The organism is Streptomyces endophytica (assembly GCF_026153355.1).
GTDB lineage: Bacteria > Actinomycetota > Actinomycetes > Streptomycetales > Streptomycetaceae > Streptomyces > Streptomyces endophytica.
In genome coordinates, this window is record NZ_CP110636.1 from 4,168,600 (window position 1) to 4,183,175 (window position 14,576).

Below are 14,576 nucleotides of genomic sequence, written 5' to 3' on the forward strand. Positions count from 1 at the left end.
GACGGCTCGCGCGCCGCGTCCACCGGTGGCTCCGCACCCGCGAAACGCGGGGCGGCCGCCGCACCTCTCGGTGCGACGGCCGCCGGGCTGCTGAGGCCCATCACGCGTCAGTCAGGCCATTCCGCGAACGCTTCAGGTCCTGGGTCCGCTCGGACGCGGACTCCTCCGACGACTTCGGCTTCCGCTGGTCGGAGCGCCGCTCCGCGGCACGGTCCTTGTTGCCCGACTTACGGTTCTGCGCCTTCGGCATGATGACTCCCTATGTCTCGCCGAATGTTTCTTACGTAGCCAGTACCGCACCCCTGGCCGCGATCGGCTCCCGGACGTGGGCCAGTGGAGTGACGGACGGGTCACGCGGGGTGACGAGAGGCTGGGAGTCCGGGCCTCACGGCTTGACCCGCAGCACCTGCGGATCGTGGTCGCTGGCCTGGTCGGCGTACTCGGCGTTGATGTGCACGATGTCGTAGTCCGGCCTGGTCAGGTGGCGGCTGGTGAGCATGTGGTCGAGCACCTGCGAGTTGCCGCTGTAGACGTAGCCGTAGCGCTCCGCGGCGGGCAGCCCGCTCACCAGGTCCGTCAGGACGCCACCGGCGGTGAGGTTCTTCAGGGCCGGCGAGAACTGGTAGTCGTTGAGGTCACCGGCCACCACCACGTCCGCCTCGGGGTCCTTGGCCAGCAGGTCCTTGACGAAGGCGTTGACCAGCTTCGCCTGGGCGGTGCGCTGGGTCTCCGAGGAGCGGACCGGCGGCTGGAAACGGCTGTCCAGGCCCTGGTCGCCGCCCTTGGAGTTGAAGTGGTTGGCGATCACGAAGATCCGGCTGCCCGGACGGCTCTTGAGCGAGAACTGCCCGGCCAGCGGCTTGCGGCTGGTCTTCCACGCCGGGTCGGCCGGCGCGATCCGGCCCGGGGAGGCGGACAGCGCGGCCCGGCCGTGGTCACCGACCACCGTGACCGGGGTGGTGGCGTCGCCGCCCTTGACGTCCGTGAACGACACCCGCGCCGGGTTGAACAGGAACGCCGTCCGGATGTTGCCGCCCGGCTGGCCGCCGTCCTGGTCGTTGACCGGGTCGATCTGCCGCCACGCGTACGCCGGGCCGCCGGCCGCCTTGATCGCGTCGGTGAGCTTCTTGAGGGTGCTGCCGGCGGTGACCGTGCCGTCGTCCTTGGCGCCGCTGTCGTCCTGGACCTCCTCCAGGGCCACGACGTCCGGGGACGCCAGGTTGTGCACCAGCGCCTTGGCCAGCCGGTCGAACTTCGCCTGCGGGTTGTCCGGCGCGAGGTTCTCGACGTTGTACGTGGCCACCGCCAGCTCGCCGGACTTCTGCTTGCGGGTGGTCTCCGGCGCGGGCCGTGGCCGGTGAGCTTGCCCAGCTCGGTGGCCTGGAGGGTGTAGCCGCCGAAGTTGTCGTAGTCCAGCGGCCCGGCCGTGGTGCCCGCCAGTGTGTCGCCGACGTCGGCCACCGGGAACGGCGTCTGCGAGAAGGGGATCAGCGACGCCACCTTCACCCGGCCGCCGTTGGGGTCCGCGTACGAGCGGTAGAGGGTGCCGCCGCGCGGGGTGCGGTTGTGGCCCGGCTCGGCGGTCACCCACAGCTCGTGGTACTTGTTCGTCGGGCCGACGACCCGGGCGCCGCCGACCGCGACCCGCATGCCCTCCAGCGACTCGTAGCGGTCCAGCGCGTAACTGCCGGGGCGCAGCTTCAGCGACTCGATGCTCTGGCCGCCCGCGTTGGGGGCGTAACGATTCGGCACGGAGCCGGCGTTGAGCGTGAAGGCGGCCGGCAGCGGGTTGCCCGAGGACCCGGTCTTCCAGGTCGCCTTGGTGATCTCGGTGACGGACTGCAGGCCGGCGTCCTTGCCGCCCGGGTAGTACTCGCTGACCGTGCCGGAGAACGTGATCGCGTCACCGACCGAGACCTGGGGGGTCTCCTTGCCGGTGTAGACGAAGACCGCCTCGCTGGTGGCCGGGTCGTCGTCCGGGTGCGGGTCCTGCACCCAGAAGCCGCGCGAGGAGCCGAACGCCCGGACGGCGGTGACCGTACCGGGCACGTCGCTGACCTGCTTCCCGGCCAGCGGGGATATTCGGGTGCTGCCCTGGATGTCGTGGATCCGGGTGCCGGCCGCCGAGGCGGACTGGGTGGCGGTCAGCAGTCCGCCGGCGAGGGCGGCCGCGGCCACCGCGCCGAGGGCGGCTGGTCTGCGGAGCGGACGACGGGACGGCATGCATGCCTCCGAGGGTGAGGGGGTGGAAGAGTGTGTGCGGAGCCGGATCGGCGTCACGCTACGCGCGTCAATCTCTTGTGCGGGCAAGGGAGTTGTCAAGGTTCTTCCGGTGTCCGGTGGTCGGCGCGGGGGTGAACCGCCCGAGATACGGAGAATTCCGTCTACGCTGGGCGGCGCACTTCCCCAGCCAGCGCTGGGAGGTACCCCAGCCGTAGTCCGTTCCGAGGAGCTGAGCACCCGATGTCCGCAGACCGCCCCACCCTGCCGCCGGTGCGGCTGCTCTCCGAAGCGGAACTGGCCCGGGACGCGCTCAGCGCCCCCCTGATGGCCCGGGCCGTCCGGCTCGCCCGCTGGGCCGAGCGGGGCGTCCCGGTCGGGGCGGGCGGGGAGATCCTCGACGACGCGCTGGCCGCCGCCACCGAGCACCTCGGCCTGAGTGCCGACGAGGACGGCCCCGCCGACACCGCCGAGGCGTGGCAGCTCGCGGTGGACACCGGCCTGGTCGAGATCGAGGAGATCGACGGGACGGCCGGGGACGGGGACGGGGAGGCCGACGACGCCGCGGTCGGCACCGCCACCCCCGGCGAGGAGCTCGCCCTGCTCACCTCCGGCAGCCCGCAGGACGTCCTCGACATCTGGCTGTCCGGCATGGAGACGGTGCTCGCCGACGCGGCCGCCCCCGACCTCGCCGATCTCGCCGACCAGCTCGCCGAGGGCGGTGAGCTGGACCTGGACGCCCTGGACTGGAACCCGGAGGAGGAGGCCGAGCTGCTCGACGGCATCCTCGGCAACCTCTACCTCCTCACCCCCTGGCCGAGGGTCCTGACCGGAGCGTCCCGCTGCCCGCGCTGGCCGCCTCCATGATCGTCCCGGACGACATGGACGAGCCCACCGACGACGTCCTCGAAGAGGTCTCCGAGGCGATGATGCGCCTGGACGACCAGTTCCGGGTGCTGGAGCCGATCGGCCTGGTCGCGTACCGGCCGGTCGACGAGGCGCTCATCGAGGAGCTGGACGAGGACGGCGAGACGGTCCGGGCCGCCGAACCGCTCACCGACGAGGACGTCTCCCGCTACGGCCTGGTCCGCCTCACCCCGCTCGGCGTCTACGCGGTCCGCGCCCGGCTGCTGGACGCGGGCGCCGACGCCCCGGCGGTCGGCGACCTCACCGGCAAGGGCGCCGACGTCCTCCTCGACGCGCTGCCCGACTACCCCGAGGCGCACGCCCAGGCCGAGTCCGAGCAGTGGCTCGCCGCCCGCGGCCCGCTGGACGCCGCCCGCGAGCTGCTCGACGCCGCCCGCGGCGACGACGAGGGCGCCCCGCGCCGCCGGCTCGCCGCCCAGCAGACCCTCTCGCTGGTCGCCCCGGACGCCGAGGCCGCACTGCGCGAGGTGCTCGACGACCGGCAGCTGGGCGGCCTGGCCCGGGTGTGGCTGGCCGAGCGCGGGCTGCCCGGCATCCCCGAGCCGTCCCAGGACATGATCTTCTGGCTGACGGTCGACACCATCGCCGCCCAGCTGGCCGGCGCGGACGAGGGCGCCGAGGCCGAGCTGCGGGACCTGGTCCAGGGCCTGACCGAGCAGCACAGCGGCTTCTTCGACGCAGTCTGGCGGGTGGACCACCCGGCCACCGCCGACGTCCTGGAGGCCATGGGCCGGCTGCACCCGGACAAGAAGGCCGCCAAGGAGGCCCGCAAGGCCGCGTTCAAGGCGCGCTCCCGGCAGTCGCACTGAGTGATCTCCGCGGGGCCGGTCCGCGGGCGGGAACCCCCGCCCCGGGCCGGCCCCAACTGCTTCCTGGATGTCGCGCCGCGTTCAACTGGAGTTCGATCGCGCACGACACCGTGTGCGGCGCAGGCACAGGGGAGTAGAACCGGCCGTCCAGGAGATGACAATGCCGCTCACCCGGAGAGACTTCGCCAAGCGTTCCGCCCTCGCCGGCGCGGGGGTCGCGCTGGCCGGCAGCGCCGGCGTACTGGCCACCGCGCCCGGTGCGCTCGCCGCGGACGCGGCACGGGCCGCGGACGGCGAGGCCGACGGCCCCGGCCACCCGGCCGGCTACGGCCCGCTCCTGCCGGACCCGGACGGCATCCTCGCGCTGCCCGCCGGGTTCTCGTACAAGATCGTCACCCACTCCGGCGTCACCAGGCTGGACAGCGGTGAGTCCACCCCCTCCAACCACGACGGCACCGGCACCTTCCCGGGCACCGCGGCACCACCCTCCTCGTCAACAACCACGAGCTGAAGGGCCCGCGCGCCAACTGGCCGCACCCGGTGCCGCTCGCCGAGGGACTGGTCTACGACCCGGCCGCGGCCGGCGGCTGCACCGTCGTCGAGGTCGCCGAGGACGGCACCCCGGTCGGTGAATGGGTCGGCATAGCCGGCACGTCCACCAACTGCGCGGGCGGCACCACCCCTTGGGGCACCTGGCTCACCTGCGAGGAGACCGAGGACAAGGCCGGCGAGCACGGCATGACCAGGGACCACGGCTACGTCTTCGAGGTCGACCCCCACGACTGCAAGGCCGGCCGCGACCCCGAGCCCGTGAAGGCGCTGGGCCGTTACGCCCACGAGGCCGTCGTCGTCGACCCCCGGCGCGGCCACCTCTACCTGACCGAGGACGCCGCCGGCCCCAACGGCCTCTTCTACCGCTGGACCCCGCCGCAGGGCTTCCACCACGGCCGCGGCCGGCTCCGCACCCTCGCCGACGACGCCGGTGTGCTCCAGGCGTTCAAGTGCTTCGACTCCGGCGGCCGGTTCGTCGACGACCTCTCCCGCGCCACCCGGCCCGGCACCGTCTACGGCGTCGACTGGATCGACGTGCCCGACCGCGACGCCCGGACCACCTCCGTCCGCAAGCAGTTCAAGGACGGCGAGATCACCCGCGCCCGCAAGCTGGAGGGCCTGTGGTGGGCGGACGGCGGCGCCTATGTGGTGTCCTCCTACGCCCGCGAGGAGAGCCCGGTCCGGCACGACGGGCAGGTCTGGTTCTACGACCCGCGGCGGCGGACCCTGACCCTGAAGGTGCTGCTCGGCATCAACCCCGACCCCGGCGAGGACGGCGCGTTCGACGGCCCGGACAACATCACCGTCTCGCCCTACGGCGGCCTGATCATCGCCGAGGACGGCGAGGGCGTCCAGCACCTCTTCGGCGCCACCGAGGACGGCCGCACCTACCCCCTGGCCCGCAACGACCTCAACATCGGCACCGCCGGGAAGCCCGAGTACAGCGAGTTCACCGGCCCGGTCTTCTCCCCGGACGGCCGCACCCTCTTCGCCAACATCCAGGAGCCCGGCATCATGCTGGCCATCACCGGCCCCTGGAAGCGGCAGCCCCGCCGGCGCTAGCGTCCGGCGCGGCGGGGAGCAACCGCCGTGAGCAGGTAGTAGTCCAGCAGCCCGGTCTCGTACGCCGTCAGATAGCGGCGCGGCCACTCGTCGTCGGAGAGCTCGGGCTGCTGGGCCATGTACCGGTCGTACGGCTCCCACACCGCGTCGCCGATCGGCCGGACCGTGAGGTCCCGCAGCCCGGCCGCGGCCAGCGTCCCGGCGAACTCGTCGATCACATGCGGCACGTCCAGCCCGTCGGCGTACGGCGGCAGCAGCCCGGGCAGCTCTTGGGCGGCCGCCGCGGTGCGGGCGAAGAACGTGGTCAGCGCCAGCCGGCCGCCCGGCCGCAGCACCCGCACCGCCTCCCGGGCGAAGGCGGCCGGGGAGCGGAAGTGCTGGACCGCCTCGACGGAGTACAGGCAGTCGACGGTGTCCGCGGGCAGCGGCATCCGCTGGGCGGACCCCAGCACGAACGTCAGCCGCCCGGTGCCGCCGGTGTCCCCGGCGAGCAGCTCGGTGTGCGCCGCCCGGGCCCGGGCGATCTGGTCGGGGTGCGCGTCCAGACCGATGACCGGGGTCAGCCCGAACTCCCGCAGCGCCAGCGCACAGCCCAGCCCGCGCCCGCAGCCGGCCTCCAGGGCGCCGCGGCCCCGCGCCTCGCCGAACGTGCCGAGCACCAGGCGGTAGAGGTCCTGCTCGCTGCGCACCCGGTCCGCCTCGGTCAGCCGCCGGCCCGTCAGGTCCCCAGCTCCGCCCAGTAGCCGAAGTTGATGAACCCGCCGGCGAAGGCGGGCACGGTGGCCAGGTCCCACTCGCCGTAGACCTTCGCGACCCGGGGCGGCAGGTCCGGCGCGGGCGCTGGGCCGTCCGGGTGGCCGGCGCCTCCGGCCGGGCCGGTCTGCGGCTGCTGCTGCGCCATCGCGAAGGCTCCTTCCGCGGCCGGCGGGCGGGACGGGGAATCCTGGGGGCGGCGGGACGTTGAAGCAGGGGTGGTGAACTCGACGACACGGACGACACAATTTTCGGTCCTGGACCGCTCCCGCACCAGGGAAGGGCACCCGGAGGCGGCCGCCCTGCGGGACACGGTGGCGCTGGCCCGCCGCGTCGAGGAGCTCGGCTACCACCGCTTCTGGGTCTCCGAGCACCACAGCGTGCCGGGCGTGGCCGGCTCCGCGCCGACCGTGCTCGCCGCCGCGGTGGCCGCCGCGACGTCCCGGATCCGGGTCGGCACCGGCGGGGTGATGCTGCCCAACCACCGGCCGCTGGTGGTCGCCGAGCAGTTCGGGGTGCTGGAGTCGCTCTTCCCCGGCCGGATCGACATGGGGCTCGGCCGGTCGGTCGGCTTCACCGGCGGGATCCGCCGCGCCCTGGGCACGGACAAGGACGCCACCGAGGACTTCGGTGCTCAACTGGCCGAGCTGATCGGCTACTTCACCGGTGAGCAGACCGCCCATCCGCAGGTCCACGCGCGGCCCGCGGAGGGGCTGAGGATCCCGGCGTTCGTCCTGGCGACCGGGGCCGGCGCGCGGATCGCCGCGGCGGCCGGGCTGGCGCTGGTCATCGGCGACGTCCGCGGCCGGCAGCGGATGCTGGACGCCGTCGACGGCTACCGCGAGGACTTCCGGCCCTCGCCGCTGTGGGAGCGGCCGTACGTGGTCGTCTCCGGGACGGTGGCGGTGGCGGACAGCGAGGCGGCGGCGCGCCGGCTGCTGCTGCCGGAGGCCCGCTCGCTGGCGCACTCCCGCACGCACGGCGTCTTCCCGCCGCTGCGGCCCGCCGAGGACGGCCCGGCGGCCACGGCCGGCATGTCCGACCGTGAGCGCGGGTTCTACGAGGACGCCCTGCGCGGGCACGTCCACGGCACGGAGGAGCAGGTCGCCGACGCCCTCGGCACGCTGATCGACCGCAGCGGCGCGGACGAGGTGCTGGTCACCACCAGCACCTACGACCGCGCGGCGCTGACCGAGTCGTACGAGCGGCTGGCGCGGGTCGCCGGGCTCACAGTGCCTGACCCGCGGGTTTGACCATCCCCCGGACCGTGCGGGCGTCGACGAACTCGCCCATGGCGGTCATCTCCCACTCGCCGGAGAACTGGCGGATCAGCTTCGCCATCATCACGCCCGTGCGCGGTTCGCCGTGGGTGAGGTCGAAGCGGACCAGTTCCTCGCCGGTCTGGGCGTCCAGCAGGCGGCAGTAGGCCTTGGCGACGTCGGAGAACTTCTGGCCGGAGAAGGAGTTCACGACGAAGACCAGGCCGGTCACCTCCGGGGGCACCCCGCCGAGGTGGACGGTGATCGCCTCGTCGTCGCCGGCGCCCTCGCCGGTGAGGTTGTCGCCGGAGTGCTGGACCGCGCCGCCGAGGATCATCAGCTTGCCGAAGAAGCAGTTGTCGATCTTCTTGCGGTCCGGGCCGTAGGCGATGACGGAGGCGTCCAGGTCGATGTTCTTGCCGCGGAAGGCGGGCTCCCAGCCGAGGCCCATCCGGACCGAGCCGAGCAGCGGGCGGCCGCCCTTGACCAGCGAGACGGTCTGGTTCTTCTGCAGGCTGACCCGGCCCTTGTCGAGGTTGACCTTCCCGGAGCCGGGTGCCGGCGCGGCGGGCGCGGCCGGTGCCGGCGGGGCGGGAGGCGCGGGCGGGGCCGATGGTGCGGCGGGGGCGGCGGCCGGAGCGGCCGGTTCCTCCACGCTCACGCCGAAGTCGGTGGCGATCCCCGCCAGGCCGTCGGCGTAGCCCTGGCCGACCGCGCGGACCTTCCAGGCCCCGGCCCGGCGGTAGATCTCGACGACCACCAGCGCGGTCTCCGTGCCCAGCCGCGGCGGGGTGAAGGTGGCGATCAGGCTGCCGTCGTCGGCGTTGCGGACCGTGCCGGTCGGCTCGGTGCCCGCGAAGGTGGCGCCGGAGGCGTCCGGGCTCGCGGTGACCACGATCTTCTCGATGGCGTCGGGCACCGCGGCGGTGTCCACCGTGATGGTGTCGCCGCCGGCCGCCGCGGAGTACGTCACGCCGGGGCCCGTGGGCTGGTTGTAGAACACGAAGTCGTCGTCGGAGCGCACCTTGCCGTCGGCGCCGAGCAGCAGGCCAGACACGTCCAGCCGTACGGGGGCGGTGACGTCCACCGCGACCCGCACGGCGGTGAGCGGGAGGTTCGAGCCAGGAGTCATAGCGGTCATGCCGGGACCAACGATCGGTTCGCCTTTGCGGTTCCATTACCCGCGGCCGGACGGCCGCCAGGCCGCCTGACCGCCGTCCGCCGCACCGTCCCCTGCCTCACCGTCGGTCGCGGGAGTTGCCGAACAGCAGCCGGTAGGCGATCAGCAGGACCAGCGCACCGGCGACCGAGGCGATCCACATGGACGGTTCGCCGAAGTCCTTCGGTATCGGGCGGTGCAGGAACTTGAGGGACAGCCAGCCGCCGATGAAGGACCCCACGATGCCGATCAGGGTCGTGCCGACGATCCCGCCCGGGTCCCGCCCCGGCAGCAGGACCTTGGCGATGATGCCCGCGATCAGCCCCAGTACGAGCCAGCTGACGATGCCCATGATGCGTTCCTCGTTCCTGCGCGTGTGTGCGTGCCCAGCGGTGTGCCGGTACACAGACCAGGACGCCACGTGGACGGCGCGGGTTCCGTGGCGGGTCCGTACCCCGCGCGCACCACCCGGAACGGCGGCCGGCGGTCAGTACGGCCATCGGGGCGGATCGGTGCAGAACGCGCCGCCGAGGTGGGCGTGTTCCGGATTGCCGGGGGCCAGTGCGCCCTGGGCGGCGAGGAGTTCCGCGGCGTACGGCTCGGAGTCGTCCTGCGGCTCGTACCCGAGGGCCCGCGCGGACGACAGGTCCCACCACAGGCGGGTGTTGGCGGAGGAGCCGTAGACGACGGTGTGGCCGACGTCCGGCGCGGTGAGCGCGGCGTGCAGCAGCCGGGCCGCGTCGGCCGGGCTCAGCCAGATCGACAGCATCCGCACCGTGGTCGGTTCCGGGTAGCAGGAGCCGATCCGGACGGACACGGTCTCGATGCCGTGCAGGTCCCAGTAGAGCGAGGCGAGGTCCTCGCCGAACCCCTTGGAGAGCCCGTAGTAGGTGTCCGGGCGGCGCGGGGTGTCCACCGGGATGGCGCCGGAGCCGTCGGCCGGGCGCGGGGTGAAGCCGACCGCGTGGTTGGAGGAGGCGAAGACGATCCGGCGGACGCCCGCCTCGCGGGCCGCCTCGTAGAGGTGGTAGGTGCCCTCGATGTTGGCGCGCAGGATCTTCTCGAACGGGGCCTCCAGCGAGATCCCGGCGAGGTGGACGATCGCGTCGACCCCGCGCACCGCCTCGCGCAGTGCCTCCTTCTCGGCCAACTCGGCCGTGATGGCCTCCGCTTCGCCCGCCGCGCTCTCGATGGGGCGCTGGTCGAACAGGCGCAGCCGGTACCCGTAGGGCGGCAGCAGTTCGCGCATCAGGGTGCCGAGGCCGCCGGCGGCGCCGGTGAGCAGGACGGTGCGGGGTGCGGTCATGGGCGGTGGGCTCCTCGGGCGGTGGGGTGGGCCGGACGGCGCCGGTACGGCACGGACGGGAACCGCGTTCATGTCCGTGGACGCCACACGCTAGGGAGGCCATCATGGCCGGTCAAGACATGTGACGGATCGGGTAAATCCGCTTGTAATCCCTTTGAGGTCAGGGAAGTTGGGCATCCTTGACCGGTGTGGGGCGGCTGCTCTAGCGTGACGTCGTCGTTCAGGAATATGGACGTCGATCAGAAACGTGCACGTACGGAAGCGTGCAGGCATGGCAGGGAGAGCCCCGTGACCGCACACCCTCCTCCCACCGCGGCCGGCCCCCGGCTCGCCGACCGCCTCGACGGACCGCTGTTCTTCCCGGTGACCGCGTACGGCCCCGACGGCGCCCTGGAGCTGACGGCCTTCCGCGCCCACGTGCGGAGCGGCATCGACGCGGGCGCGGGCGCGGTCTTCGCCTGCTGCGGCACCGGCGAGTTCCACGCGCTTGGCCCCGAGGAGTTCGCCGACTGCGTCGCGGCCGCGGTCGAGGAGGCCGCCGGCCGGGTCCCGGTGATCGCCGGCACCGGCTACGGCACCGCGCTCGCCGCCCACTTCGCCCGCCTCGCCCACCGGGCGGGTGCCGACGGACTGCTCGCCATGCCGCCCTACCTCGTCGTCGCCGGGCAGGACGGCCTGTTGCGGCACTACACCGCACTCGCCGCCACCACCCCGCTGCCGGTCATCGTCTACCAGCGCGACAACGCCGTCTTCGCCCCGTCCACCGTCGTCGCCCTGGCCCGCACCCCGGGCATCATCGGCCTCAAGGACGGCCTGGGCGACCTCGATCTGCTGCAGCGCATCATCAGCGCGGTCCGCACCGAGGCCCCCGGCGAGGACTTCCTCTACTTCAACGGCCTGCCCACCGCCGAACTCACCGGCCCCGCCTACCTGGGCCTGGGGGTGCGCCGCTACTCCTCCGCCGTCTTCGCCTTCGCCCCCGAGATCGCCCTCGCCTTCCACCGGGCGCTCACCACCGGCGACCAGGAGACCGTGCGGCGGCTGCTGGACGGCTTCTACCGGCCGCTGGTCGAACTCCGCAACCAGGGCCGCGGCTACGCCGTCTCGCTGGTCAAGGCGGGCGTCCGGCTGCGCGGCCCGGACGTCGGCGAGGTCCGGCCCCCGCTGTGCGCACCGGCCCCCGCACACCTGGAGCAGCTGGCCGAACTGCTCGACCGCGGCCTGGCGCTGGCCGCGGCGGCACCCGGGACCGGCGCCTGATGCGCGCCGCCGCCTTCCTCTACCCCTGGGACGTCATCGGCGACCCGGACGCCCCCGCACGCCTCGCCGGTCTCGGCATCGACCAGGTCGCCCTGGCCGCCGCCTACCACTCCACCCGCGCCCTCACCCCGCGCCACCCGCGCCACCGCATCGTCACCGCCCGGCACTCCGCCGTCCTCTACCCGCCGGACCCCGCCCGCTGGGCCGGCCGGGAGCTCCGCCCCTACACCCCGGACTGGGTGGCCGGCCCGGACCCCTTCGGCGCGGCCGCCCGGGCGCTGGCCGACGCGGGCCTGGAGGTGCACAGCTGGGTCGTCCTGGCGCACAACTCCCGTCTGGGCGCCGAGCATCCGTCCGTCGTGGTCCGCAACGCCTACGGCGACGCCTACCCGTGGGCGCCGTGCATCGCCCGGCCCGAGGTGCGCGGCTACCTCGTCGACCTCGCCGCCGAGGCCGCGGTCCGCCCGGGCGCCCGCGGTACGGAACTGGAGTCCTGCGGCTGGTACGGGCTGGCCCATCTGCACGCCCACGACAAGATCGCCGGAGTGCCGCTCTCCGGCGCCGCCCAGTACCTGATGTCGGTCTGCTTCTGCCCGGTCTGCGCCGAGGGGTACCGCCGACTGGGCGGGTCCGCCGAGGAGTTGCGGGCGGCGGTGGTGCGCGCCCTGGAGCCGCTCTGGTCGGCGGGCGCGGCCTCCCCGGCGGCCGCGCCGACCGACCGGGAGGGGGAGTGGGCCGCCGTCGAGGCCCTGCTCGGCGCGGAGCCGGCGGGTGTGCTGCGCACCTGGCGGGACCGCGCCGCCCGGAGGTTGCGGCGCGCGGTGGTGGGCGCCGTACGGGCGGCCGCGCCGGACGGCTTCCGGGTGCTGCTGCACGCCGATCCCGCCGCCCACCGCTGCGGCGCGCACCCCGGGGTGGACCCGGCGCAGGCCCTGGCCGACGCGGACGGTGTGGTCCTGCCCTGCACCGGCGGCGCCGCGGTCCGGGCCGCGGTACTCGGCCCGTTCGCCGGCCCGCGCCCCGCCGCCGCGACGGTCGCCGCCAACCTCACCATCGTCTCCGGCATGGGCGGCAGCCCCCGCACCCTCGCCGCCGACGCCGCCCACGCCGCCCGTCTGGGCGCCGACGAGCTGCGCCTGTACCACGCGGGCCTGGCCGGCAACGACGACCTGACCGCCGTACGGGAGGCGCTGGCCGCGCTCAGGGACCGGCCGGGGGAGGGGCCGTAGGGCGGACGAACCCGCACTCGTACGCCGTGATGACGGCCTGGGTGCGGTCCCGCACGCCGAGTTTGGCCAGCACCCCCGCGACATGGGTCTTCACCGTGGCGGGGCCCACGCCCAGGCGGTCGGCGATCTCGGCGTTGGTCAGGCCCGCGGTCATCAGCCGCAGCACCGCCCCCTCCCGGTCCGACAGCCGGGACCGGAGCCGCCGGGCGGTGTCCTCCGCGGCCCGCTGCCCGGCGTGGTGGGCGGCCAGCCGGCGCACCGCGGCCGGGAACAGCAGCGAGTCGCTGCGCGCCACCAGCCGTACCGCCTGTACCAGTTCGTCCGCGCCGGACCGTTTGAGCAGGAAACCACTGGCACCGGCGCGCAGCGCGTCGTAGACGTAGGCGTCGTTCTCGAAGGTCGTCACCACGATGATCCGCGGGGGCTCGGGCATCCCGGCGAGCACCTGCTCGGTCGCCCGGATCCCGTCGATCTCCGGCATCCGCACGTCCATCAGCACCACGTCCGGGCGCAGCGACCGGATCAGCGGCACCGCCTCGGCTCCGGTGGACGCCTCGCCGACGACCTCCAGGTCGGGCTCGGCGCCCAGGATCGCGCGCAGCGCGGTGCGCACCATCCGCTCGTCGTCGGCGAGGACGATGCGCAGCGGCGGCGGGGTGTGCGGCAACCCGTCCCGCTCTGGGATGGGCAACCCGTCCCGCTTCGCCGACGGCTCCGTGGCCGGTTCCTGTGTCATGGTGCGTCCCCCTCCGGCCCGGCCCGCCTCCGGCCCGGCGCCCCGTTCCCCGTGTCGTCCGTCATGTCGTGCGTCGTGTCGTCCGTCGCGTCCTGCGTCGACTCCGCCAGTGGCAGCCGGGCGGCCAGCAGCCAGGATCCGTCCCGCGGCCCGGCGGTCGCCTCCCCGCCGAGCAGCCGGGCGCGCTCCGCGATGCCCCGCAGGCCGCGTCCGCCGCCCACCCGGGGCGCCGCCTCCGGTGCCGCCGCGGCCAGCGGGTTCTCCAGCCGAAGCGCCAACGCTCCGTCGTCCGCGTCGAGTTGCAGCCGGACCGGCACCGGCCCGGCGTGCCGCAGGACGTTGCCGAGGCCCTCCTGCACGATGCGGTACGCCTCCCGGGAGACCACCGGCGGCAGCCCGGCGCAGCGGCCGCGCACGGTCGCCTCGACCGGCACGCCCGCCGCCCGGGTCCGGTCCAGCAGCGCCTCCAGGGCGTCCAGGGTGGGCGCGGGCAGCGTCGGGTCGGAGCCGTCCTCCTCGCGCAACAGGCCCAGCACGGTGTCCAGTTCGGCGACCGCGGCGCGGGTGGTGTCCTCGATGGCGGCCAGTGCCCGGCGGGCGAACTCGGGGTCCGCGTCCAGGACCCGGCGGGCCGCGCTCGCCTGGAGGGTGACGGCGCTGAGCGCGTGGCCCACGGCGTCGTGCAGTTCGCGGGCCAGCCGGTTGCGGGCCGCCAGGTCGGCGGCGCGGCGTTCGGCCGCGGCCAGCCGGTCGGCGGGGGTGGGCCCCAGCAACGGCGGCGCGCAGCGGGCCAGCAGGGCGCCGGCCGCCCAGGCGGTGCCGAGGACGAGGCCCAGCAGTCCCAGCCCGGCGAGCGGGCCGAGGACGCCGGGCAGGTCCCGCGTCCAGGCCGGTACGGAGTCCCGGAGGGGCGCGGAGAACGGCAGTACCAGCAGCACCACCGCGGCGGGCGGGGCGGTCAGGGTCATGCCGCTGACGATGCCGCCGGCCGTCAGATGCGCCACGAACCACAGCGCGCTGCGCCGCCGGGCCGCCCAGGTCAGCGCCGGTCCGTCCGCCAGCCGCTCCCCGGGCACCCCGCACAGGGACCGTACGGCGGCCACCTCCAGCGGGCGCAGCAGCGGGAAGAGCAGCCCGGCCACCGCGGCGAGCGGCAGCGCGCAGCCGAACACGGTGAACTGCACGGGCACTTGGCGCAGCGGGTCGGCGTCGGGCCAGAACAGTGGGAGGACGACCGAGGCCACCAGGTAGAACGGCATCAGGAGCGCGCCGCCCAGTATCAGGTGCACCCAGCGGCGGCCCCT

At 74.5% G+C, this 14,576-nt stretch carries 11 protein-coding genes and 3 pseudogenes; 5 read left to right on the forward strand and 9 right to left on the reverse strand.

Annotation, left to right across the window (positions count from 1 at the left end; translation table 11 throughout):
* Positions 1-100: 100 nt before the first annotated feature.
* Both OJ254_RS18545 and OJ254_RS18550 read right to left on the reverse strand, forming a co-directional pair.
* Complete coding sequence (locus OJ254_RS18545) at positions 101-250, reverse strand: hypothetical protein (RefSeq protein ID WP_261952160.1); 150 nt, start codon at positions 248-250, stop codon at positions 101-103.
* 135 nt (positions 251-385) lie between these two features.
* Positions 386-2,223 (reverse strand): annotated as a pseudogene (locus OJ254_RS18550) (endonuclease/exonuclease/phosphatase family protein).
* Positions 2,224-2,463: 240 nt separating this feature from the next.
* Here OJ254_RS18550 and OJ254_RS18555 point away from each other — a divergent pair.
* Together OJ254_RS18555 and OJ254_RS18560 are read left to right on the forward strand one after the other, a co-directional pair.
* A pseudogene (locus OJ254_RS18555) lies at positions 2,464-3,956 on the forward strand (hypothetical protein).
* A gap of 160 nt (positions 3,957-4,116) precedes the next feature.
* Positions 4,117-5,570, forward strand: a pseudogene (locus OJ254_RS18560) (alkaline phosphatase PhoX).
* Here the strand turns inward: OJ254_RS18560 and OJ254_RS18565 are convergent.
* Together OJ254_RS18565 and OJ254_RS18570 are read right to left on the reverse strand one after the other, a co-directional pair.
* Complete coding sequence (locus tag OJ254_RS18565; protein ID WP_265363218.1) at positions 5,567-6,259, reverse strand: class I SAM-dependent methyltransferase; 693 nt, start codon at positions 6,257-6,259, stop codon at positions 5,567-5,569. The pseudogene OJ254_RS18560 and the gene OJ254_RS18565 overlap by 4 nt on opposite strands.
* A 29-nt stretch (positions 6,260-6,288) precedes the next feature.
* Positions 6,289-6,471, reverse strand: a complete 183-nt coding sequence (locus OJ254_RS18570; RefSeq protein WP_265363219.1) for a hypothetical protein — start codon at positions 6,469-6,471, stop codon at positions 6,289-6,291.
* A gap of 73 nt (positions 6,472-6,544) precedes the next feature.
* On the opposite strand from OJ254_RS18570, the gene OJ254_RS18575 reads away from it, so the two are divergent.
* Positions 6,545-7,576, forward strand: a complete 1,032-nt coding sequence (locus OJ254_RS18575; RefSeq protein WP_265363220.1) for an MsnO8 family LLM class oxidoreductase — start codon at positions 6,545-6,547, stop codon at positions 7,574-7,576.
* Here the strand turns inward: OJ254_RS18575 and OJ254_RS18580 are convergent.
* From OJ254_RS18580 to OJ254_RS18590, 3 genes are all read right to left on the reverse strand, one after another.
* Positions 7,551-8,714, reverse strand: coding sequence for a TerD family protein (locus OJ254_RS18580; protein WP_265365218.1), 1,164 nt, complete (start codon positions 8,712-8,714; stop codon positions 7,551-7,553). The genes OJ254_RS18575 and OJ254_RS18580 overlap by 26 nt on opposite strands.
* A gap of 106 nt (positions 8,715-8,820) precedes the next feature.
* Positions 8,821-9,093, reverse strand: coding sequence for a GlsB/YeaQ/YmgE family stress response membrane protein (locus tag OJ254_RS18585; RefSeq protein ID WP_265363221.1), 273 nt, complete (start codon positions 9,091-9,093; stop codon positions 8,821-8,823).
* A gap of 135 nt (positions 9,094-9,228) precedes the next feature.
* Positions 9,229-10,047, reverse strand: coding sequence for an NAD-dependent epimerase/dehydratase family protein (locus OJ254_RS18590; protein WP_265363222.1), 819 nt, complete (start codon positions 10,045-10,047; stop codon positions 9,229-9,231).
* Positions 10,048-10,410: 363 nt separating this feature from the next.
* Here OJ254_RS18590 and OJ254_RS18595 point away from each other — a divergent pair, with 363 nt between their 5' ends.
* Positions 10,411-11,307: a 5-dehydro-4-deoxyglucarate dehydratase gene (locus OJ254_RS18595; protein ID WP_423836024.1), complete on the forward strand. Its 897-nt coding sequence runs from the start codon at positions 10,411-10,413 to the stop codon at positions 11,305-11,307.
* On the forward strand, positions 11,307-12,536 hold the full coding sequence (locus tag OJ254_RS18600; RefSeq protein ID WP_265363224.1) for a hypothetical protein: 1,230 nt from the start codon (positions 11,307-11,309) through the stop codon (positions 12,534-12,536). The genes OJ254_RS18595 and OJ254_RS18600 overlap by 1 nt, the downstream gene beginning before the upstream one ends.
* Here the strand turns inward: OJ254_RS18600 and OJ254_RS18605 are convergent.
* Together OJ254_RS18605 and OJ254_RS18610 are read right to left on the reverse strand one after the other, a co-directional pair.
* Positions 12,508-13,272 carry a response regulator transcription factor gene (locus OJ254_RS18605; protein ID WP_265363225.1) on the reverse strand — a complete coding sequence of 255 codons (765 nt, stop codon included), beginning with the start codon at positions 13,270-13,272 and terminating at the stop codon, positions 12,508-12,510. The genes OJ254_RS18600 and OJ254_RS18605 overlap by 29 nt on opposite strands.
* A complete protein-coding gene (locus tag OJ254_RS18610; protein ID WP_265365219.1) occupies positions 13,269-14,531 on the reverse strand; it encodes a sensor histidine kinase in 1,263 nt (420 codons plus the stop codon). Before OJ254_RS18610 ends, OJ254_RS18605 begins: the two co-directional genes overlap by 4 nt.
* Between the last annotated feature and the right edge of the window lie 45 nt (positions 14,532-14,576).

What these genes read in the sequence shown, in the direction of transcription:
- OJ254_RS18545 (WP_261952160.1), bottom strand. Translation starts at nt 250, where the DNA reads ATGCCGAAGGCGCAGAACCGTAAGTCGGGCAACAAGGACCGTGCCGCG.
- OJ254_RS18570 (WP_265363219.1), bottom strand. Translation starts at nt 6,471, where the DNA reads ATGGCGCAGCAGCAGCCGCAGACCGGCCCGGCCGGAGGCGCCGGCCAC.
- OJ254_RS18580 (WP_265365218.1), bottom strand. Translation starts at nt 8,714, where the DNA reads ATGACTCCTGGCTCGAACCTCCCGCTCACCGCCGTGCGGGTCGCGGTG.
- OJ254_RS18585 (WP_265363221.1), bottom strand. Translation starts at nt 9,093, where the DNA reads ATGGGCATCGTCAGCTGGCTCGTACTGGGGCTGATCGCGGGCATCATC.
- OJ254_RS18590 (WP_265363222.1), bottom strand. Translation starts at nt 10,047, where the DNA reads ATGACCGCACCCCGCACCGTCCTGCTCACCGGCGCCGCCGGCGGCCTC.
- OJ254_RS18600 (WP_265363224.1), top strand. Translation starts at nt 11,307, where the DNA reads ATGCGCGCCGCCGCCTTCCTCTACCCCTGGGACGTCATCGGCGACCCG.
- OJ254_RS18605 (WP_265363225.1), bottom strand. Translation starts at nt 13,272, where the DNA reads ATGACACAGGAACCGGCCACGGAGCCGTCGGCGAAGCGGGACGGGTTG.
- OJ254_RS18610 (WP_265365219.1), bottom strand. Translation starts at nt 14,531, where the DNA reads ATGCCGTTCTACCTGGTGGCCTCGGTCGTCCTCCCACTGTTCTGGCCC.